Here is a 20,495-nt window from a genome sequence, read left to right on the forward strand (position 1 = left end):
CGCCCGGGCCGCAGCCAGATCGGCGCTCAGATCGGCGGCCTCACCCAGGGCGCCGACCTCGGCCAGGACGGCGGCGTGGCTCGCCTCGGCCTCAGAGAGCTCGTCGGCGAACCGGGCGATCATGTCGTCGAGGGACTGGGCCTGTGCCTCCCGGCGGGCGTCCTCGCGCTCCAGGCGTTCGAGGGCCGAACGCACCTGGCCCAGACGCTGCTCGCAGGCCGGCGGCTCGCGGCGGGCGGCCTTCTGGTCGGCCTCGGCCTGGGCCAGGGCCTGACGGGCGGCGGCCAGGGCCTCGCGCGCCTGCTCAGCGGCGGGCGCCAGAGATTCGATCTCGGCTTCCACCTCCGCCAGCCGTGACTTCTGCTCCAGGCGCACGGCGGCGGGCTTCTTGGCCTCGGCCTTGGCGGTGAAGCCGTCCCAGCGCCAGAGGTCCCCTTCCCGGGAGACCAGGCGGCAGCCCGGCGGAATCTGCCTGGACAGGGCCTCGCCCTGGGTCCGATCCACCAGGGCCACATAGGCCAGCCGCGCCGCTAGCTGCGGCGGTGTCTGAACGTGGTCGCTCAAGGGCGAGGCGCCGACAGGCCAGGCCGGCGCCACCGCATCAGCGCCGGCCCAGTGGGCGGGGGCCTTTGAATCCAACGCCGCCTCCAGGTCGTCCCCCAGGGCGGCCGCCAGGGCCATCTCGAACCCCCGCTCAGGCGCGACGGCGTCCAGGGCCGGGGCGAAACCGCCGCGCAGCTGGGGGGCGACGATCTGGGCCAGGGCCCGGGCTTCGGCGGTGAGGCGGGAAATCTGCTCGTCCTGCCGCCGGGCGGCCTCCCGGGCCTCGGCCTCAAGCGCCTGGGCCTGGCCTTGCGCGGCCTCGGCGGCGGACTGGGCCTGCCGGGCGGCGGTGAGGGCGGCCAGGGCCTCGTCGAAGGCGGCGCGGGCCTCGGCGATCTGCGGGCTCTCCAGGGGGCCGAGGGCGGCCCGTTCGGCCCGAGCCTGCTCCAGGGTGCGACGGCTGCGGGCCAGGCGGCCCTCGGCCTCGCTGATCCGGCCCGCGGCGGCGCGGCGTCTGGCCTCCTCAGCCGCAGCGGCGGCGGCCAGCCGCTCGACCTCTCCGTCGGCCTCGGCCCGGGCGGCCTCAGCCAGGGCCAGGGCGGCCTCCAGCTCGGGAATCCGCTCCGGCGCGCCGGACACCGCCGCCTCCAGGGCGACGACCTCCTCGATCAGACGGGCGAGGGCGGCCTGGGAATCCTCGGCCATCTGGCTTTCGCGGCCCCGGTCGGCGTCGATGCGGGCGATCTCCGCCTCCCCCCGGGTCACCTCGGCGGCCAGGGCCTCGGCCTCGCGCTCAATCCGGTCCTTGTCGATGGCGAGTTTGCCCAGCACGGCGGCGGCCACCGCCTCAGCCTCCCTTAAGGGGGCGAGGGCGCCGTCGGCCTCGGCGGCCGCGGCGGCGGCGGCGGCGGCGGCGCGGGCGGTTGTCTCAACATTCCGGGCGGCCTCACCGGCTTCGGTCTTCAGCTGCTGGGCGGTCTGGGCGGCCTGGCTCCAGCGGGCATAGAGCACCGCACCCTGCAGGGCGCGGATCTCGGCCGACAGGCGCTTGTAGCGCTCGGCCTGGCGGGCCTCCCGGCGCAGACGGGCCAGCCCCCCTTCCAGTTCCTGCGCCACATCGTCCAGGCGGGCCAGATTGGTCTCAGCCGCCCGCAGGCGCAGCTCGGCCTCATGGCGGCGGGAGTGCAGGCCAGACACGCCCGCGGCCTCCTCCAGGATCAGCCGCCGGTTCTGCGGCTTGGCGGCGATCAGTTCGGAGATCTGTCCCTGGCGCACCAGGGCCGGGGAATTGGAGCCGGTCGACGCGTCGGCGAACAGCAGCTGGACGTCCCTGGCGCGGACCTCCTTGCCATTGATGCGATAGGTTGAGCCCGACCCCCGGTCGATCCGCCGCACCACCTCCAGCACCGGATGATCATTGTAGGCCGCCGGCGCCCGGCGATCGGCGTTGTCGATAGTCAGGGTGACGTCGGCATGATTGCGGGACGGGCGCTTGCCCGATCCCGCAAAGATCACATCGTCCATGCCGCCGGCCCGCATGGCCTTGGCGGAATTGGCGCCCATCACCCAGCGGAGCGCCTCCAGCAGGTTCGACTTGCCGCAGCCGTTCGGCCCGACAATCCCCGTCAGCCCCGGCTCAATCCGGAACTCGGTCGGATCGACGAAGGACTTGAAGCCGGTGAGCCGAAGCCGCTGGAAGCGCACGGGCGCCTAGGTCCCCCTCAGGCCTACTTCTGGGCCGCGGCGATGGCGGCGTCGATCTCGGCCAGGGTCATGGCGCCCTCCTTGGCCACCTTGCCATTGATCATGATGGTGGGGGTGGAGGTGATGCGGGCGTCGCGCTGGGTCTTTTCGATGCGGGCGTTGAGGGCGCGCAGGCCTTCCTCGCTGGAGATGCAGGTCTGGAACTGCTCCTCGGACAGACCTGCCGACCGCGCCACCCGCAGCAGGGTTCCCCGCACGTCGCCGGTGGTGAACATCTCCTGCTGGCTGTGGAAGATGGAGTCGATGACGCTGAAGTACTTGTCTTCGCCCGCGCAGCGCGCCAGCAGGAAGCCGGCCGCAGCCACCTCGGCCGGGGGCGTCAGGAACTCCTTGAAGGTGTAGTGCACCTTGCCGGTGTCGATGTACTTGGCCTTCATCTCCGGAAAGACATCCTTGTGGAAGGCCGCGCAGTGGACGCAGCTCAACGAGGCGTACTCGACCATCTTCACCGGCGCATTGGCGTCGCCCAGGGTCATGTCGCCATCGGCGGCGGCGGAGGACGGTCCCGAGCAGGCGCCCAGGAACAGGGTCACTGCGGCGGCGGCCATCAGAAGTCGGCGGCTGAAGTTTGGCATCTGGGTCGGCCCTTTTCTCGTGAGAGTCCGGATTGTGGATTAAAGCGCGATTCCCTGGGGCTGGCCCACGGCGCCGTTTGAGCGGCAAGAACGGCCCGCGGGCCTCAATGTCAACGTCGTCGGGTCAGCCACGATGGGTGTTGCGCAATGCGCCACGACCCAGGGCCAGCAATGCGGCTTTCAGAGGGCCATCGGGCGCCTCAGCCAGACCGCGCACCAGTTCAGCTTCCTCAGCCGCGTCCAGGGGCGCAGGCCGGCGGCGGGTCGGCTTCGCGGCCCCCGCAGGTTGAGGGCGCAGCGGACCCTGGACGATGCGTAGGCGCTCCACTGAGCCAGAGCCCAGAAAGAGGTTCACCCGGGCCAGGATTTCCGGCGCCTGATGCTGGATCAGGGCTGCGGCGGGGCCGGCCACCCGGACCTCCAGGGCCGCGCCGGCGCCATTGCGGCCCTTGACCAGTTTCACAGGTTCGGTGCGCCGGGCGATCTGCTCGCCGACGATCTCGCGCCAGCGGGCCTGCAGGGCCCCGGGCCCCTGACCAAACCGGGCGTCGAGTTCGCGGATCAGCTTGGAAAGCCCGCGGCCGGCCGGCGGCGGCGGCCGTGGCGCGGGGCGCGTGCGGCGGCTCGCCAGGATGGCGCGGGTCTGTTCCAGGTCGGGCAGGGGGCGGGGCGGCATGGCGCTCGCAGGATACACCCAGAAGCGTCCGTCGCGGAGTCCCCCTGCCCAAGGCGTGTGAGACGCCTTAAGTCTCCTCACCGTGAGCCCTGAACAGATCCGCCTCAGCCTGCTGTCCTGGTACGACGCCCACGCCCGTGACCTGCCCTGGCGGACGGGGCCGGCGCAGGGCCGTTCGGGCCAGAGGTCCGATCCCTACCGGGTCTGGCTGTCGGAGGTGATGCTGCAGCAGACCACCGTGCCGCACGCTGCGCCCTATTTCCTGAAGTTCACCGCCCGCTGGCCGACGGTCGCGGACCTCGCCGCCGCGCCGGACGACGAGGTGATGGCCGCCTGGGCGGGGCTTGGCTACTACGCCCGGGCCCGCAACCTGCTGGCCTGCGCCCGGGCTGTGGCGCGGGATCATGGCGGCGTCTTCCCTGACACCGAGGCGGGGCTGCTGAGTCTGCCTGGTCTTGGCCCCTATACCGCCGCGGCGGTGGGCGCGATCGCCTTTGATCGCCCGACCAATGTGGTCGATGGCAATGTGGAGCGGGTGATGGCGCGGCTGTTCGCCGTGGAGACGCCGCTGCCGGCCGCCAAGCCGGAGCTGAAGTCCCTGGCCGCCGCCCTGGTCCGCGATGAGCGCCCTGGCGACTGGGCCCAGGCCTTGATGGACCTGGGCGCCACGGTGTGCCGGCCGAAGTCCCCCTTGTGTGACCGCTGCCCCCTGACGGACGCCTGCGCGGGCCTGGCCACGGGCGCGCCGGAGTCCTATCCTCGCAAGAGCGCCAAGGCCGCCCGGCCCCATCGCCACGGGGTTGCCTATATCCTGACCCGGGGGGACGAGGTCGCCCTGGTGCGCCGGCCGCCCAAGGGCCTGCTGGGCGGGATGCTCGGCCTGCCCACCAGCGACTGGCGGTACGCCCGGTGGTCAGACGCCGAGGCGCTCGTGTCGGCCCCGGCATTGGCCGACTGGCGGGGCGTCGGCGAGGTGGACCACGTCTTCACCCATTTCTCCCTGACCCTGCGACTGCTGCGGGCGGAAGGGGCGGCTGAGGAGTTGATCTGGACGCCCCGTCGCGACCTTGACGCCCTGCCCAGCGTCTTCCTGAAAGCCGCCCGGGCCGGGCTCTCGAATCTGTTGTAGGGCTCGAGCTTCGCGTCCGCCGCTCCTCCACCATCATCCTGGCCTTGTACCCAATATCCCTCGTGACCCTTGCGCCCACCCCGGGCAGGGATGCTCGGCACGAGGCCGAGCACGATGCTGATTGTGGTGGGGTGAGCGGCCCCTAGGCCGCCACCGCCGGGATGTCCTTGCGCATCTTGATCCGCAGGACGTCGATGGGGGCGAGGCCTGCGTCGGTCTTGAAGTGCCAGTAGGTCCAGCCGTTGCAGGCCGGCGCCGACTGCACCATGGCGCCGACCTTGTGGATCGAGCCGGTCATGTCGCCCACCGCCAGGCTGCCATCGGCGCGGACCCGGGCGGCCCGCTCGCCCTTGGGGCAGTAGAGCACGTCGCCCGGCCGCAGCAGGCCGGCCTCGACGATCTGGCCGAAGGGCACCCGGGGCTCCGAGCGCTTGGAGCCGGTCACCTGGACGTCTTCCGGGGAGACCGGAAGCACCTTGGAGATGCGGGTCTTGGCCACGGCGATGTATTCGTCCTCCTTCTCCAGCCCGATGAAGCGGCGGCCCAGCCGCTTGGCGGCCGCCCCGGTGGTGCCGGAGCCGAAGAAGGGGTCGAGGATGACGTCGCCAGGCTTGGTGGAGGCCAGGATCAGGCGGTGCAGCAGGGCCTCGGGCTTCTGGGTCGGATGGGCCTTGGCGCCGGTGGCGTCCTTGATCCGCTCCTCGCCGGTGCACAGGGGAAAGGTCCAGTCCGAGCGCATCTGCAGCTCGTCATTGGCCATCTTCATGGCGTCGTAGTTGAAGGTGTAGCGCCGGCCGCCCCGGGACTTGGCCGCCCAGATCAGCGTCTCATGCGCATTGGTGAAGCGGGTGCCCTTGAAGTTGGGCATCGGGTTGGTCTTGCGCCAGACCACGTCGTTGAGGATCCAGAAACCCAGATCCTGCAGGGTCGCGCCGACCCGGAAGATGTTGTGGTAGCTGCCGATCACCCACAGGGCGCCGTCGTCCTTCAGGACCCGACGGCACTCGGCCATCCAGGCCTTGGTGAAGGCGTCATAGGCCGCAAAGCTCTCGAACTGGTCCCACTCGTCGTCGACCGCATCGACCTTGGAATTGTCCGGCCGCAGCAGGTCGCCGCCCAGCTGCAGATTGTAGGGCGGGTCGGCGAAGACCAGGTCCACAGACCCCGTGGGGAGCTTCTTCAGCTCCTCGATGCAATCGCCCTGGATGATGGTCTCGGCGGGAAAGTTCATGGACGCCCCTCGGATCTACAGAAGGGAATCCTCCCCCATCGTAGTGAAGGGGCCGTTTCGAAACGTGGTGAACGAGGGGTTAAGCCTCGAAATCAGCGGTTATGCGCTCGCCGCGCAGAACCTTCTGGACCGGCGCCCAGGTGGCGCGGTGGATTTCGCAGGGGCCCAGGCGCTCCAGGGCGCTGATATGGACCGGCGCGCCATAGCCCTTGTGGCCGGCGAAACCGTAGCCGGGATAGAGGTCGTCCATCTCGATCATCAGCCGGTCCCGGGCGACCTTGGCCAGGATGGAGGCCGCGGCGATGGACAGCGACTTGCCGTCGCCGCCGACCACGGTCTTGACCGGGCAGGGCAGCTTGAAGGGATAGTTGCCGTCCACCAGGGCGAAGACCGGAGTCACTTCAAGCGCCTCGATGGCCCGGCACATGGCCAGGCCCGCAGCGTGCAGGATGTTGAGCTCGCCGATCTCATCCACCGAGGCGAAGCCGACGCCCCAGGCGATGGCGCTGGCCTTGATCTCAAGCTCCAGGCCTTCCCGGGCCTTGGCGGTCAGCTTCTTGGAATCGTTGAGGCCAGCGGGAATGCGCGCAGGATCGAGGATCACCGCGCCGGCGCTCACCGGCCCCGCCCACGGGCCACGGCCCGCCTCGTCCACGCCGCAGACGGGCGAGGGACAGGCGGTCTCCAGCAGCAGGCCAGGGAGGACGAGAAGGGCGGGCTTGCGGGCCATCAGGCGCTCATAGCCGCGACTTCGTCGTGACGGAAGCAGCAGGTGAGGTGGTCATTGACCATGCCCACGGCCTGCATGAAGGCGTAGACGATCACCGGGCCGACGAACTTGTAGCCCTGGGCCTTGAGGGCCTTGGACACCTCGACCGCCAGGGGCGTCTGGGCCGGCACCTGGCCGATCTCGCTCCAGCGGTTCTGGATCGGCTTGCCGTCGGTGAAGGCCCAGAGGAAGGCCGACAGGTCCTGGCCCTTCTCGCGCATGTCCAGATAGATCCGGGCGCTGGCGATGGCCGCGTCGATCTTGGCGTTGGAGCGGACGATGCCGGCGTCCGCCATCAGGCGGGCGCGGTCGGCCTCGCCGAAGCGGGCGACGACCTCCGGATCGAAGTCCGCAAAGGCCTCGCGGAAGGCCTCACGCTTGCGCAGGATGGTGATCCAGGAGAGCCCGGCCTGGAAGCCGTCGAGCACCAGCTTCTCCCACAGCGCCCGGGGGTCGTACTCCGGCACGCCCCAGTCGGTGTCGTGATAGGCCTCGTACAGCGGGTCCCCCGCCATGCCGCGCCAGCCACATCGAATCAGCTCGCTGCTCATGGGCGAAGTCTCGCTGGGGCCTTGCAGGCTCGCAAGGGTGAGCACCTGCCCCCCACGCCCGTCATGCTCGGGCTTGTCCCGAGCATCCCTCTCGAGGGCGGGCGCGAGCGCCACGAGGGATCCTGGGCACAAGGCCCAGGATGACGGCGTCTTACGTCAGGCGAGCGCCTGCTCAAACCAGGCCGGTCGCAGCACCCGCACCGGTCGGCCGTCCACGTTCAGGTCTGCGCCTTCGATGCGGTCCAGGCGCAAGCTCGCCATGCCCAGACCCTCTGCGCCGCTCAGCACCAGGCCAGCCCGCAACTCGCCGGCCAACACCTCGGCGCCCGGCCCCGGCGCCTCGCCGTCAAAGGCGATCGGCAGAAACCGCGTCTTCACCGTCCCGCGGCGTTTCATGCGCGAGGTGGTCTCCTGGCCGACGAAGCAGCCCTTCTTGAAGTCGATCCCGTTCAACAGGTCGAAATTGGCCTCGATGGGATAGGTCTGCTCGACCCCCCAGTCGGCCGGCCCCGGAACGCCGAGCGACCGGGCGAAGGCCTCGTAGTCGGCTTCATCGCCCTCGGTTGCGCCATTGGGCGCGGGCAGGCCATAGCCTCGCCAGCCGAGCTGCGGCAGCCGCGGATCGGCCAGCCAGCCCTCGCCCGGCGCCGCGCCTTCGCCAAACAGCACGGCCACCTCGGCCTCATGGGCGGCGATCGTCACCTTGGCCCGCAGGCGATAGATCATCAGCCGGTGCAGGATGGCGTCCCTGTGCTCAGCGGCCACATCCAGCCAGCAGCCGTCGCCGCCGCCGATCACGAACAGGTCGTAGAGCACCTTGCCCTGGGGGGTCAGCAGGGCGCCGAAACGGACTTCGTCCTGGGCCAGGGTTTCGACATTCTGGCTGATCAGATTGTGCAGGAAGTCCCGCCAGTCGGCCCCGCCCAGGGCGATCAGGGCGCGGCTTGCGAGGCGGACATAGCTCGGGGTCTGGACCATGGTGTCGCACTTAGGATCGCGGCGGCTCGCGCGCCAGCCAGAGGCCCTCTATAACCGGCAGATGACGCAAGGGTCCTTCCCCATCCTGTTCATCACCGCCACCCGGATCGGGGATGCGGTGCTGTCCTCCGGCCTTCTGGCCAAGCTTCGCGAAGAGATCCCCCACGCCCGCTTCACCATCGTGGCGGGTCCCGCCGCCGCGCCGCTGTTCGCCGACACCCCGGGCCTGGACGAGGTGATCGTCTTCCAGAAGGCGCGCAACGGCGGCCACTGGCTGGCCCTGTGGAACAAGGTCCGCCACCGGCGCTGGGGTCTGGTGGTCGATCTGCGCGGTTCGGCCATGGCCAGCTTTGTGCGCACCAGGCGCCGGGCGATCTTCCGCCGCCAGCCGGGCGCACCGGTCCACAAGGTGATCGAGGCCGCTCGCCTGCTGAAGCTGGAGGATGAGCCGCCAGCCCCGCACATCTTCACCAGCCCGGAGACCGAGGCCGCCGCCGCCGCCCTGACCCAGGGCGAGGGGCCGATCCTGGCGCTGGCGCCGGCCGCCAACTGGGTGGGCAAGACCTGGCCCCTGGAGCGCTTCGCTCAACTGGCCATCCGCCTGCTGGGCGAGGGCGGCGACCTGCAGGGCGCGCGGCTGATGGTGCTGGGCTCGCCAGATGACACCGGCGTCGTCGCCTCCCTGCGCCACGTGGTCCCCAAGGCCAGGTTCATCGACCTGGTGGGCAAGGTCGACCTGCTGACCAGCTATGCGGCGCTGAAACATGCGCGGCTGTTCGTCGGCAATGATTCGGGCCTGATGCACATGGCCGCCGCGGCCGGCGCCCCGACGCTGGGGCTCTTCGGCCCGTCGGACGACACCCTCTACGGCCCCTGGGGGCCGCATACCCGCGTGGTCCGCGGGACCCGGGAATTCGAGCAGATTCGCCTGCAGGACCCTGACCTCAACCAGAGCTTCTGTCACATGATGGATCTCAGCGTCGACACCGTGGCGCGGGCGGCCTACGACCTACTGGGGCAGACGGAGACGAGCCATGGCTGAGACCTATGATCTGATCGTCCATGGGGGCGAGGTGGTGAACCACGACGGCCGCGGGGCCGCCGACATCGGGGTTCGCGACGGCAAGATCGTCGCCATCGGCGACCTCTCCCAGGCCTCGGCCGGGGAGCGTTTCGACGCTGCGGGCCTGCACGTCCTGCCGGGCGTCATCGACACCCAGGTGCACTTCCGCGAGCCCGGCCTGGAGTGGAAGGAAGACCTGGAGACCGGCTCCCGCAGCGCGGTGCTGGGCGGCGTGGTCGCCGTCTTCGAGATGCCCAATACCGAGCCCACCACCACCGATCCAGACGCCCTGGCCGACAAGCTGGCCCGGGCCAAGGGCCGCATGCATTGCGACCACGCCTTCTATGTGGGCGGCACCCATGAGAACGCCACCTTCCTCGGCGAACTGGAGCGTCTGCCCGGCTGCTGCGGCATCAAGGTGTTCATGGGCGCGTCCACCGGCACCCTGCTGGTGCAGGACGATGAGGGCGTCGAGCAGGTGCTGCGCCACGTGAACCGCCGTGCGGCCTTCCATTCCGAGGACGAATACCGCCTGGCCGATCGCCGGGGCCTGGCCCGCACCGGCGACTGGACCAGCCACCCTGAGGTGCGCGACGCGCAAGCCGCCATCGAGTCCACCGAACGGTTGCTGCGCATCGCCCGCAAGCTCGGCAAGCGCATCCACGTCCTGCACGTGACCACCGCCGAAGAGGTCGAGATCCTGGCCCGCCACAAGGACGTCGCCAGCGTCGAGATGACCCCCCAACACCTGACGCTGGAAGGCCCCGAGGCCTATGAGCGGCTGAAGGGGTTCGCCCAGATGAACCCGCCGATCCGCGAGGCCCGCCATCGGGCCGGCCTCTGGCGGGGCCTGGCGGCCGGCGTCACCGACGTCATCGGCTCCGACCATGCCCCCCACACCCGGGAGGAGAAGGCCAGGCCCTATCCCGCCTCGCCCTCGGGCATGCCGGGCGTCCAGACCCTGGTGCCGGTCATGCTGACCCATGTGGCCGAGGGTCGTCTGTCCCTCGAGCGCTTTGTCGACCTGACCAGCCACGGCGCCAACCGGCTGTTTGGCATGGCCGACAAGGGCCGGCTGGCGGTGGGCTATGACGCCGACCTGACCATCGTCGATCTGAAGGCCCGGCGAACCATCACCCACGCCGCCCAGGCCAACCGCGTCGGCTGGACCCCCTTCGACGGGATGGAGGCCAAGGGCTGGCCCATGGCCACCATCATCCGCGGCCGCGTCGTCATGCGCGACGACGAGGTGGTGGCGGAGGGGACGGGCGAACCGGTCCGTTTCGCCGAGACGTTGTCGGGCTAGGGGCGACTGCAACCGGACGTTGGCGGCCGTCACATTTTCATGCCAAGCTCTGCCTTGAGGGGAAGGGGAGCTTTCAAGTCATGCCGGAGTCGATGGTCGCGCCGGAAGCGGCGGGAACGCCCTTGCGCCTGGAACAGAGGGCGAAACTCTCGTCCTATCTGGGGCTAAGCCTCAAAAACGGGCTTCTCAACCTGCTCACCCTGACGCTGTACCGGTTCTGGGGAAAGACCGAGGTCCGTCGACGCATCTGGGCCTCGACCTATCTCAATGAAGAGGCGTTCGAATATTCCGGGCGCGGCATGGAGCTGTTTATCGGCTTTCTGATCGCCACGGGCCTGACCCTGGTCTTCCTGCTCCTTGTCTTCGGCATCCAGCTCCTGGGGCCGCTCGCTGTCCTGCTGATCCTGCCACTCTATGTCGGGCTGATCGTGCTGATCGGTTTCGCGATCTATGCGGCCTTCCGCTACCTGGCCAGCCGCACCGCCTGGCGCGGGGTGAGGTTTCATATGGCGGGGTCAGCCGTCAGCTATGGCTTGAAGTATTTCGGCCTGATGATCCTGGCCGGCGTCACCCTGGGTTGGGCCTGGCCCTTCGTCGAACGCAAGCTCGCCGAGCCGCTCTGGGCCAATCTTCGCTTCGGCGACCGCCGCTTCCGGTTCAGCCCCGTCGCCGCCCGCAAGGAGAAAGTCTACGGCCCCTTCGCCTTGATGTGGTTCGGCGGCGTTGTGAGCTACGCCGCCGTGGCGACGTTCTTCATGGGCCTGGCCATGCAGCCTGACTTCGATCCCGCCGGGGACCCTGCGGTGTTGGCCGCCATCTACGCGGCGGCTCTTCTGTTCGGCCTTCTCTTCCTGTTGATCAGCCTGCCCTATCGGGCGGCGATGATGCGATCAGTGGCCCGCGGCATCCAGTTCGATGGGGTGAAGGTCCGCCTGAAGATCGGCGCCCTCGCCGTGGGCTGGCTGTACCTCGGCAATATCCTGCTGATTGTGTTCTCCCTCGGCTTCCTGATGCCCCTGGTGCAGGCGAGATCGGCCAGGTTCATCCTCAACCGTCTGGTCCTGGAGGGCGAGGTGGATTTTGGCGCCATCCACCAGTCGGCGGAGTCTGGTCCCCGTCAGGGCGAAGGCCTCGCCGACGCCTTCGGCCTTTCCATCATCTGAGCATGCGCGGCAAAGCCCATGACGGTGAGACCGCCGCGGTCCACGAGGTTGAGGTGGAGGTCTCCAGCTGGGCGATCAGCTTCCGCCTGGGAGACGAGGTCCAGCTCTGGCGCCTGTCGGAGATCGAGGTGGAGCCCCTCGGCGATCAGGTCCGCCTGAGACGCCGGGGCCAGGGCGCGCGCCTGACGGTGGCCGCCGAGGACTGGCGTGCGGCGGCAGCCGGAGACGCCGCCCCCGTGGCGCGCCGCCACCGGCGGCGCGAGCGTCGTCTGGTCATCGGCCTGTTCATCGCCGCGGCCGCCATTCTGTTGTTCGTCTTCGTCGGCGTGCCCCTGGCCTCAGGCCCGCTGGCGAGAATGACTCCTCCCCTCCTCGAGGAGAGTCTGGGCGAGACCTACGCCGCCCAGCTCCAGTTCGCCTTTCCGCCCTGCGCGGGCGAAGAGGGACAGGACATTCTCCACGCCTTTGGCGATCGGCTCGAAGACGGCATGGACACTCCGTTCAACATCCTGGTTGAGGCGGTCGAGGCGCCGATGGTCAACGCCTTCGCCCTCCCGGGCGGGCGGGTCCTGATCACCGGCGACCTGATCGCCGAGGCTGAGACTCCGGACGAACTCGCAGCGGTCATCGCGCACGAGGCCGCCCATGTGGAGCAGCGCCATGTGATGCAGGCGGTGTGGCGCTCCCTGGGCCTTGGGATGATCCTTGACGCCGTGGTCGGCGGCGGAACCGGCGCAGGCCAGCAGGTGGTGCTATTGGCCGGATCGGTGACGGAGCTCCGCTACAGCCGTGAGGCCGAGGCCGAGGCCGACGCCCGCGGCCAGGAGATCCTTCAGGCCCTGGGCTATTCCTCAGAAGGCATGGCCCCCTTCTTTCGCCGTCTGGCCGGGGACGAACAGCGCGGGGAGCGGAGGGCAGGGGTGATGGAGTTCCTGTCGACCCACCCTGACAGTCTGGGTCGCGCCGCCGCCAGCGAAGGGCGCGCCCGGCCCGGCGCCCCGGCCTTTTCACCCGAGGACTGGCGGATGATCAAAGCCGCCTGCGACGGCGCACCGCGTCGGTCCTCCTCAGACTGACGACGACCTTCGGTCTCACGGCCCCCTTTCCAGGCGCCGTCGCCCGCGTCCATAAAGTCATATGGACGCAAAGCTTCGCATCGAGACGGCCCCGTTCCGCGATCCCCGCTACGCCCCCAAGCGACTTGAGGTGGAGCGGCGGACGGACGGGACAGTGGTCCTGGCCAATCCCACGCCCTTCTCGCAACGGTTTCAGACGCCCCACGAGGCCCTGGACCACTGGGCCGAGGCCGCCCCCGACCGGGTCTGGCTGGCGGAACGGGCCGGGGCGGGCTGGCGGACGCTCACCTATGGCGAGGCCTGGCATGCGGTGACCCATCTTGCGGGCGGGCTGATCGCCCGCGGGCTGATTGGACCGCGGCCGATCCTGATCCTGGCGCATAACGGGATCGATCACGCGCTCCTGATGTATGCGGCCATGAGCCAGGGAACGCCGGTGGCGCCGGTCTCGCCCCAGTACGGGCTGGCCGGCGCAAACCTGGCGCGGCTGACCCATGCCTGCGAGGTGCTGAAGCCGGCGGCGGTCTTCACCGAGGACGCCGAGCGGTTCGCCACCGGCCTGTCGGCGGAAATCCTGGCGGGCCTGCCGGTGATCGCCGCCAGCCACGGCCGGCCGGGCCACATCGCCCTCGGCGAACTTTTTGGGGAGCCCGCCACCGCCCGGGCGCAGCCGGGCGACCACGCCAAATATCTGCTGACCTCGGGCTCCACCGGCCTGCCCAAGGCGGTGATCATCACCCAGCAGGCGCTGGCCCTGAACTCGGCCCAGATCGAGGCCTGCTTTGTGGACGACGAGCCACCGGTGATCGTCAATTCCGCCCCCTGGAGCCACAGCCTGGGGGCCAACTCCATCCTGCACATGTGCGCCACCCGGGGCGGGACGCTGCACATCGACGCCGGCCAGCCCACGGCGGCGCGGTTTGCCGAGACCGTTCGGAACCTGCGGGAGATCGCGCCCACCTATCACAACATGGTGCCGGCCGGCTGGATGCTGCTGGTGGACGAGCTGGAGAAGGACGAGGCGCTCGCCCGCACCTTCTTTTCCCGGGTGCGGCTGATGCAGTATGGCGGCGCCAGCCTTGGCCAGGACATCAGCGACCGGATCCAGGCCGTGGCCGTTCGCACGGTGGGCGAGAAGATCAGCTTCGCCAGCGGCTATGGCGCCACTGAGACCGGCCCCACCGCCTGCAATGTCCACTGGCCCAATGACCGCATGGGGCTGATCGGCCTGCCGATCCCCGGCACGGCGGTGAAGCTGGTTCCCGTGGCCGGCAAGCTGGAATTCCGGGTCAAGGGGCCGCAGGTCAGCCCTGGCTATCTTGGCCGGCCTGAGCTGTCGGCCCAGTCCTTCGACGAGGACGGCTTCTACATTCTGGGCGACGCCGCCCGCCTGGTGGACCCCGAGGCGCCGGAGGCGGGCCTGGCCTTCGACGGCCGCATCTCGGAGAACTTCAAGCTGGCCAGCGGCACCTTCGTCGCTGTGGGGGAGGTGCGGATCGCCGCCCTCTCGGCCATCGGCGGGGCGGTGAGCGACGCGGTGGTCTGTGGCGAGGGCCAGGCCGCCCTTGGCCTGATGTTCTATCCCGATCCCCGCCGGCCCCGGGACGAGGTGGAGGCCGCCGTGCGCGCCGGTCTCGCCGCCCACAACGCCAAGGCCCGGGGCGGGGCGCGCATCGCCCGCGCCCTCGTCTTGCCCGACGGCCCCGACGGCGCCTCCGGCGAGATCACCGACAAGGGCTATATAGCCCAGGCCCTGGCCCGCACCCGCCGCGCGGACGCGCTCTCGCGCCTCTTCGCCGATTCCCCGCCTGTTGATGTGATGGTGTTTGACTGATGAACGGCGCCGACGCCCTGATCGAGACCCTGTTGGCCAATGAGGTCGACGCCTGCTTCGCCAATCCCGGCACCAGCGAAATGCAGTTCGTCGCCGCCCTGGACGGCCAGCCGAAGATGCGCCCGGTGCTCTGCCTGTTCGAAGGCGTCGCCACCGGCGCCGCCGACGGCTTCGGCCGCATGGCCGATCGCCCGGCCTGCACCTTGCTGCACCTGGGCCCAGGTTACGGCAACGGCCTGGCCAATCTGCACAACGCCCGGCGGGCGCACACACCGCTCGTCAATGTGATCGGCGACCACGCCACCTATCACCGCCAGTACGACGCGCCGCTGAACTCCGACATCCCGACCATCGTCGGCCCCAATTCCCTGTGGGTGAAGTCCGCCGACAGCGCTGATGAGGTGGCCGCCATCACCGCCGAGGCGGTCGCCGCCAGCTACGGCCCGCCGGGCGGGCCGGTCAGCCTGATCCTGCCGGCGGACTCCGCCTGGACGGAGACCCGCGTCGGGGCGGTGAAGGCGGAGAAACCCCAGCGCCACGCCCCCGCCGCCGAAGCGGTCGAGGCCGCCGCCCGGGCGATCCGCGCGGCGAAGAAACCCGTCCTGCTGATCGGCGGCCAGGCCTGTCGCGCGCAGGCCATGGTCCAGGCGGCGCGGCTCTCGGCCCACGGGGTGCGCGTCCTGGCCGACACCTTTGTCGCCCGGCAGGCCCGCGGGGCTGGCCATTTCCAGCCCGGCCGGATGCAGTATTTTGGCGAGGCGGCCCTGGCCGATCTGGCCGGAACCGACCTGATGCTGCTGGCGGGCACGACCCAGCCGGTGGCCTTCTTCGCCTATCCCGACCGGCCAAGCCTGCTGGTCCCAGAGGGCTGTGATCTGATGACCCTGGCCACCCGCGCCGAGGACGCGGTGGCGGGCCTGCGCGCCCTGGCCGACGCCCTGGGCGCCCCGGCGTCCGGCCCCGCCCAGCCGCTGAAGCGCCCCGAGGCCGCCCCCACCGGTCCGATGACCCCCCAGGCGGCCGGCGTCTCCATCGCCCGCCACCTGCCGGAGGGCGCGATCATCTGCGATGACTCGGTGACCTCTGGAGGCGGCGTGGCCAGCCAGACCGGCACGGCTGCGCCCCATGAGGTGCTGGCGCTCACCGGCGGGGCCATTGGCCAGGCGATCCCGCTCTCCATCGGGGCGGCGGTGGCCTGCCCAGATCGCAAGGTCCTGTCGCTGAACGGCGACGGGGCGGCCATGTACACGGTCCAGGGCCTGTGGACGATCGCCCGGGAAAACCTCGACGTCACCGTCGTGGTCTTCGCCAACCACGCCTACCGGATCCTCGGCATCGAGCTGAACCGCACTGGCGCCGGCGAGGCCGGCCCGTCAGCCGCCAAGCTGCTGGACCTGGGGGATCCGAAGATCGACTGGGTGTCCATGGCCAAGGCCATGGGTCTGCCGGCGGTGCGCTGCGACACCGCCGAATCCTTCGAGACCGTCTTCGCCGGCGCCATGCGCCAGACCGGGCCCATGTTCATCGAGGCCGCCATCGCCTGAGCCATCTGGCCGCCGGGCAAAGCAAAGGGCCCGCGGCTTGCGCTGCGGGCCCTTCGTCGTTTCGTCTGATCGAACCGATCAGGTGTTGCCCGGCAGCTTGCAGCCGCCGGCGATGCCCTTGGCGAAGGCGCAGCCCATGGCTTCCACCGCATTGATCGGGTTCTGCTTGTACTCGATCATGTAGCCGGCCAGGCCGTCGGCGCAGGCGACCTCGACATAGGCCGAGCCGTCGGAGGTCTTGCCCACCAGGCGCTGGCCGGAGACGACGCAGCTGTCACGGCCAAGCTTCTTCAGGTCGCCGGTCAGGGCGGCATAGGCGCTGTTCTCGGGGTTCAGGCCGCAGCGATAGCCGACGATCGGGGCATAGGCGCAGTTGTAGACGGCGCTCTTGTTGAGTTCGAAGACGCCGACGCCGCCGGGCTTGCCGTCCTTGCAGACCAGCTCGACCACGTCCTTGCCGCCAGAGGCCGGGAAGACCGCATACTTGTCGACGTCGCAGTCGAAGCCAGCCGCCTTGGACAGACGGGTGTAGAGGGCCGCCTGCTCGGTGGCCGCCTCACGGGCGTCGGTCAGGGTGCAACCACCCAGGACGCCCAGGGCTCGGGCGCAGTCCCAGGATTCCGCCAGCTGGCCGGTGCTGGCCACCTTGTAGATATAGCCCTTGCCGTCGCCGCAGGCGGCTTCGAAGTAGTTGGAGCCGTCGGTGGTGGCGCCGACGAACCGGCGCTCGGTGACCGCGCAGCTCTTGGCGTCGGCCGCGGCCATCTGATCCACCACCCGCAGGCGCGAAGCGGCGTCGCTCAGCTCGCAGCGGATGTTGGTCTCGGTCTGGTCGTAGATAAGGCAGTTGGTGGCGTCGACCTTGGTGTCGGCGGTGGCCGGATAGCCGGTGTTCAGGATGTAGCCCGAGATACCGTCCTCACAGGCCACTTCGAAGAAGGTGTTGGTGGCGCTGCGGCCGATGGCGCGGCTGTTGACGATCGGGCAGGCCACCCCGTCCTTGGCGGCCAGCTTGGCCAGCTCAGCCTGGGGGTTCTGGTTGCCGGGAAGCTGGCAGGCCAGGGCCGAGGGCTTGCCGTCCGGGGTCGGCGCATTGGCCTCAAGGCAGCTGTAGAGATTGGTCGCGCCGCCGGTCACGGCCTCCAGGACAAAGCCCATGCCTTCCTGGCAGTCGACTTCATAATAGGAGGTCGAGGTCTTGGCCCGACGATCTTCGTTCTTGCCCACGAACCGGGCGTCGACGACCTGGCAGTTCAGGCCAGCGGCCTGCGCCACGGCGGGAGCCTCGGCCATACCCTGGGTGCGGGCCTTTTCGGTGACGCCGGCGTCCCGGGACTGCGACATCACTGCGGCCGGCGCCAGGGCGACCAGGGCCAGGGCTGCGGCGAGCCCGATTGTCTTGCGCCTCATGATAAGCTCATCTCCTGGGGTGGTTCCTCTGCGCGGAGATAAGCCTCCGCGAACCATTGGGGTCAAGGTGGCGTCTTTCGACGACCGAACTGTGGCGCCGCTGCGGACGGCCTTATGGCGGGCGCCTCTATACAGCTTCGTCGGGCTTTTGGCCTGTAACGATATTGGAACCGTCAAGATGAACAGCGGCTGAGCGTCGACCAGGGGGCGCGAAGGCCCGAACGACCGGCAAGAAACGGCGTCGACGCTCGCCCCGCGTCGGCCTAGAATTTACGAAGTAAGATCATTTGGGAGGACCGACATGAGCCAACATGTCATCGCCGAGACGTCCGATGGGGTCCTGACCCTGACCTTGAACCGTCCGGAAAAGAAGAACGCCCTGACCCGGGACATGTACCAGGCCCTGGGCGACGCCATCGACGGCGCCGAGTTCGACAGGGACGTCCGCTGCGTCCTGATCCAGGCCGAGGGCGACATGTTCACCGCCGGCAACGACCTGTCGGACTTCGCCGCGGTCAACGCCGGCGAGGCGCCGGCCAATGAGGCCCGCCGCGGCGGCAACCCGCTGCTGGCCGCGCTCGCCCGGGCCAAGACCCCCCTGGTGGCCGCGGTCAACGGCCGCGCCGTCGGCGTCGGCGTGACCATGCTGCTGCACTGCGATCTGGTCTATCTCAGCGAGGACGCCCTGCTCACCACGCCGTTCGTGAACCTGGCCCTGGTGCCAGAGGCCGCCTCCAGCCTGACCCTGCCCGACCGCATCGGTCACGCCCGGGCCTTCTCCATGTTCGTGCTGGGCGAGGCCGTCGACGCCCAGAAGGCGCTCGCCTGGGGCATCGCCAACGAGGTCCTGCCCCGGGACGAACTGCGCGCCCGGGCCCGCGCCGCGGCCATGGCCGTGGCCGCCCGGCCGCCGGCCGCCGTCACCATCACCAAGGCCCTGATGCGCGATCCCGTGGCGCTCGCCGAGCGGATGGACCGAGAGGGTCGCCACTTCTCCGACCAGCTCAAGTCGCCGGAAGCCAAGGAGGCCTTCTCCGCCTTCGCCGAAAAGCGGGCGCCCGACTTCGCCAAGGTCGGCGGCCGGTGAGGTTTGGCGCCTTCACCCCGGCCCGCATCGTCGCCGGCGAACATGACCTGAACGGCCGCAACATCATCGTCACTGGCGGCGCCAGCGGCATCGGCCTGGAAACCGCCCGGGCCCTGGCCGGCGCCGGGGCCGACGTCATGCTGGCGGTCCGTGACCGCTCGGCCGGCGAACGGGCGGCGGTCCAGATCAATGAGAGTATCGGCGCCGACAAGGTGGTGGCCGGGACCCTTGATCTGGCCAGCCTGTCCTCTGTCAGCTCCTTCGTCGACGCCTGGGGGGACGCGCCCCTGGACGTGCTGATCAACAACGCCGGGGTCATGGCCTGTCCGCTGGAGTACACCTCCGACGATCTGGAGATGCAGATCGGGGTCAACCACTTCGGCCACTTCCTGCTGAGCGTGGGTCTCGCCCGGGCCCTGATGAACGCCGCCGATGAGGACCGCGCCGCTCGCGTCGTCAGCCTGTCGTCCATCGGCCACCGCCGCAGCCCGATCCATTTCGACGACATCCATTATCGCAAGCGCCCCTACGACAAGTGGGAGGCCTATGGGCAGTCCAAGACCGCCAACGCCCTCTTCGCCGTGGCCTTTGACGAGCGGTTCGCCGAGCACGGGATCAACGCCAACGCCGTCATGCCCGGGGGCATCATGACGCCGCTGCAGCGCCACCTCTCCCAGGAGGAGATGGCGGCCATGGGCTGGCTGGACGACGACGGCAAGCCGGTCGAGGGCTTCAAGACGCCGGAACAGGGGGCGTCGACCAGCGTCTGGGCCGCCGTGGCCGAGGAGCTGGAAGGGGAGGGCGGCCTCTATCTGGAGGACTGCTCCGTCGCCATGCCCTGGACCAAGGACAAGCCCAATCACGGCGTGATGGATCACGCCCTGGATCCCGAAGCCGCTGAACGCCTGTGGATCCTGTCAGAAGAAACCGTGGGAGCGACCCTATGAGCCTGCAAGGCAAGACCCTGTTCGTCACCGGCGCCAGCCGCGGCATCGGCCTGGCCATCGCGCTGCGCGCCGCCCGCGACGGCGCCAATGTGGCCATCGCCGCCAAGACCGCGCAGGCCCACAAGCACCTGCCCGGCACCATCTATTCGGCCGCCGAGGAGATCGAGAAGGCCGGCGGCCAGGCACTGCCGCTGATCGTCGATGTCCGCGACGAGGCCAATGTGATGGAGGCGGTCGAGCAGGCGGCGGCGAAATTCGGCGGCATCGACATCTGCGTGAACAACGCCTCGGCCATCCAGCTGACCGGCACGCTCCAGACCGACATGAAGCGCTATGACCTGATGAACCAGGTCAACGCCCGGGGGACCTACCTCACCTCCAAGGCCTGCATCCCGCACCTGAAACGCAGCGCCAACCCGCACGTCCTGATGCTGTCGCCGCCGCTGGACATGAACCCCCGCTGGTTCAAGGGCCATGTGGCCTACACCATGGCCAAGTTCGGCATGAGCATGTGCGTGCTCGGCATGGCCGAGGAGTTCCGCGAGGACGGGATCGCCTTCAACGCGCTCTGGCCCCGCACCGGCATCGCCACGGCCGCCATCCAGTTCGCCCTGGCCGGCGAGGAGGGCATGAAGAGCTGCCGCACCACCGAAATCATGGCCGACGCCGCCTACGCCATCTTCAACAAGCCGGCCCGCGACTTCTCCGGCAATTTCCTGATCGACGACACCTTCCTCTATGGCGAGGGCGAACGGGACTTCGACAAGTACCGGGTCGACCCCACCGCCCCCCTGATGCCGGACTTCTTCGTGCCCGAAGACTCCATCCCGCCGCCTGGCGTCACGATCG

Annotated in this window: 18 protein-coding genes; 10 read left to right on the forward strand and 8 right to left on the reverse strand. The window is 69.7% G+C overall.

The window, feature by feature from the left end; all coding sequences use genetic code 11:
* From Q7V15_RS06350 to Q7V15_RS06360, 3 genes are all read right to left on the reverse strand, one after another.
* Positions 1–2,247: AAA family ATPase (locus tag Q7V15_RS06350; protein WP_304754589.1), on the reverse strand; the 2,247-nt coding region annotated here is incomplete at its 3' end.
* A 23-nt stretch (positions 2,248–2,270) separates the two neighbouring features.
* On the reverse strand, positions 2,271–2,882 hold the full coding sequence (locus Q7V15_RS06355) for a DsbA family protein (RefSeq protein ID WP_304754590.1): 612 nt from the start codon (positions 2,880–2,882) through the stop codon (positions 2,271–2,273).
* A 124-nt stretch (positions 2,883–3,006) separates the two neighbouring features.
* Complete coding sequence (locus Q7V15_RS06360; RefSeq protein ID WP_304754591.1) at positions 3,007–3,558, reverse strand: DUF721 domain-containing protein; 552 nt, start codon at positions 3,556–3,558, stop codon at positions 3,007–3,009.
* Positions 3,559–3,640: 82 nt separating this feature from the next.
* Between Q7V15_RS06360 and mutY the strand changes: the two genes are divergently transcribed.
* Positions 3,641–4,687, forward strand: a complete 1,047-nt coding sequence (mutY, locus tag Q7V15_RS06365) for an A/G-specific adenine glycosylase (protein ID WP_304754592.1) — start codon at positions 3,641–3,643, stop codon at positions 4,685–4,687.
* Positions 4,688–4,829: 142 nt separating this feature from the next.
* On the opposite strand, the gene Q7V15_RS06370 is transcribed toward mutY, so the two are convergent.
* From Q7V15_RS06370 to Q7V15_RS06385, 4 genes are all read right to left on the reverse strand, one after another.
* On the reverse strand, positions 4,830–5,918 hold the full coding sequence (locus tag Q7V15_RS06370) for a site-specific DNA-methyltransferase (RefSeq protein WP_304754593.1): 1,089 nt from the start codon (positions 5,916–5,918) through the stop codon (positions 4,830–4,832).
* A gap of 79 nt (positions 5,919–5,997) precedes the next feature.
* A complete protein-coding gene (locus Q7V15_RS06375; RefSeq protein WP_304754594.1) occupies positions 5,998–6,648 on the reverse strand; it encodes a ribonuclease HII in 651 nt (216 codons plus the stop codon).
* A complete protein-coding gene (locus tag Q7V15_RS06380) occupies positions 6,648–7,238 on the reverse strand; it encodes a DNA-3-methyladenine glycosylase I (RefSeq protein ID WP_304754606.1) in 591 nt (196 codons plus the stop codon). Before Q7V15_RS06380 ends, Q7V15_RS06375 begins: the two co-directional genes overlap by 1 nt.
* A gap of 156 nt (positions 7,239–7,394) precedes the next feature.
* Positions 7,395–8,216, reverse strand: coding sequence for a folate-binding protein YgfZ (locus Q7V15_RS06385; protein ID WP_304754595.1), 822 nt, complete (start codon positions 8,214–8,216; stop codon positions 7,395–7,397).
* A gap of 61 nt (positions 8,217–8,277) precedes the next feature.
* On the opposite strand from Q7V15_RS06385, the gene Q7V15_RS06390 reads away from it, so the two are divergent.
* The 6 genes from Q7V15_RS06390 (at position 8,278) to Q7V15_RS06415 (ending at position 16,202) form a co-directional block, all read left to right on the forward strand.
* Positions 8,278–9,258: a glycosyltransferase family 9 protein gene (locus tag Q7V15_RS06390; protein ID WP_304754596.1), complete on the forward strand. Its 981-nt coding sequence runs from the start codon at positions 8,278–8,280 to the stop codon at positions 9,256–9,258.
* The gene (locus Q7V15_RS06395) at positions 9,251–10,585 is read left to right on the forward strand and encodes a dihydroorotase (protein WP_304754597.1); all 1,335 of its coding nucleotides are present in this window, start codon (positions 9,251–9,253) and stop codon (positions 10,583–10,585) included. Before Q7V15_RS06390 ends, Q7V15_RS06395 begins: the two co-directional genes overlap by 8 nt.
* Positions 10,586–10,665: 80 nt before the next feature.
* Positions 10,666–11,748, forward strand: coding sequence for a YjgN family protein (locus tag Q7V15_RS06400; RefSeq protein WP_304754598.1), 1,083 nt, complete (start codon positions 10,666–10,668; stop codon positions 11,746–11,748).
* A gap of 2 nt (positions 11,749–11,750) precedes the next feature.
* Positions 11,751–12,824, forward strand: coding sequence for a M48 family metallopeptidase (locus tag Q7V15_RS06405; RefSeq protein ID WP_304754599.1), 1,074 nt, complete (start codon positions 11,751–11,753; stop codon positions 12,822–12,824).
* Positions 12,825–12,885: 61 nt separating this feature from the next.
* On the forward strand, positions 12,886–14,658 hold the full coding sequence (locus Q7V15_RS06410) for a feruloyl-CoA synthase (RefSeq protein WP_304754600.1): 1,773 nt from the start codon (positions 12,886–12,888) through the stop codon (positions 14,656–14,658).
* Positions 14,658–16,202, forward strand: coding sequence for an acetolactate synthase large subunit (locus Q7V15_RS06415; protein WP_304754601.1), 1,545 nt, complete (start codon positions 14,658–14,660; stop codon positions 16,200–16,202). Before Q7V15_RS06410 ends, Q7V15_RS06415 begins: the two co-directional genes overlap by 1 nt.
* 78 nt (positions 16,203–16,280) lie before the next feature.
* Here the strand turns inward: Q7V15_RS06415 and Q7V15_RS06420 are convergent, their stop codons facing one another.
* A complete protein-coding gene (locus Q7V15_RS06420) occupies positions 16,281–17,612 on the reverse strand; it encodes a hypothetical protein (RefSeq protein ID WP_304754602.1) in 1,332 nt (443 codons plus the stop codon).
* Between the two features lie 301 nt (positions 17,613–17,913).
* Here Q7V15_RS06420 and Q7V15_RS06425 point away from each other — a divergent pair, with 301 nt between their 5' ends.
* The 3 genes from Q7V15_RS06425 to Q7V15_RS06435 all read left to right on the forward strand — a co-directional run.
* A complete protein-coding gene (locus Q7V15_RS06425) occupies positions 17,914–18,699 on the forward strand; it encodes an enoyl-CoA hydratase (RefSeq protein ID WP_304754603.1) in 786 nt (261 codons plus the stop codon).
* Positions 18,696–19,646, forward strand: a complete 951-nt coding sequence (locus tag Q7V15_RS06430; RefSeq protein ID WP_304754604.1) for an oxidoreductase — start codon at positions 18,696–18,698, stop codon at positions 19,644–19,646. Before Q7V15_RS06425 ends, Q7V15_RS06430 begins: the two co-directional genes overlap by 4 nt.
* On the forward strand, positions 19,643–20,495 hold an 853-nt coding region (locus tag Q7V15_RS06435; protein ID WP_304754605.1), incomplete at its 3' end, for an NAD(P)-dependent oxidoreductase. The genes Q7V15_RS06430 and Q7V15_RS06435, both read left to right, overlap by 4 nt.

Origin of the sequence: Phenylobacterium sp. (assembly GCF_030651755.1) — a bacterium.
Taxonomy (GTDB): Bacteria; Pseudomonadota; Alphaproteobacteria; order Caulobacterales; family Caulobacteraceae; genus Phenylobacterium.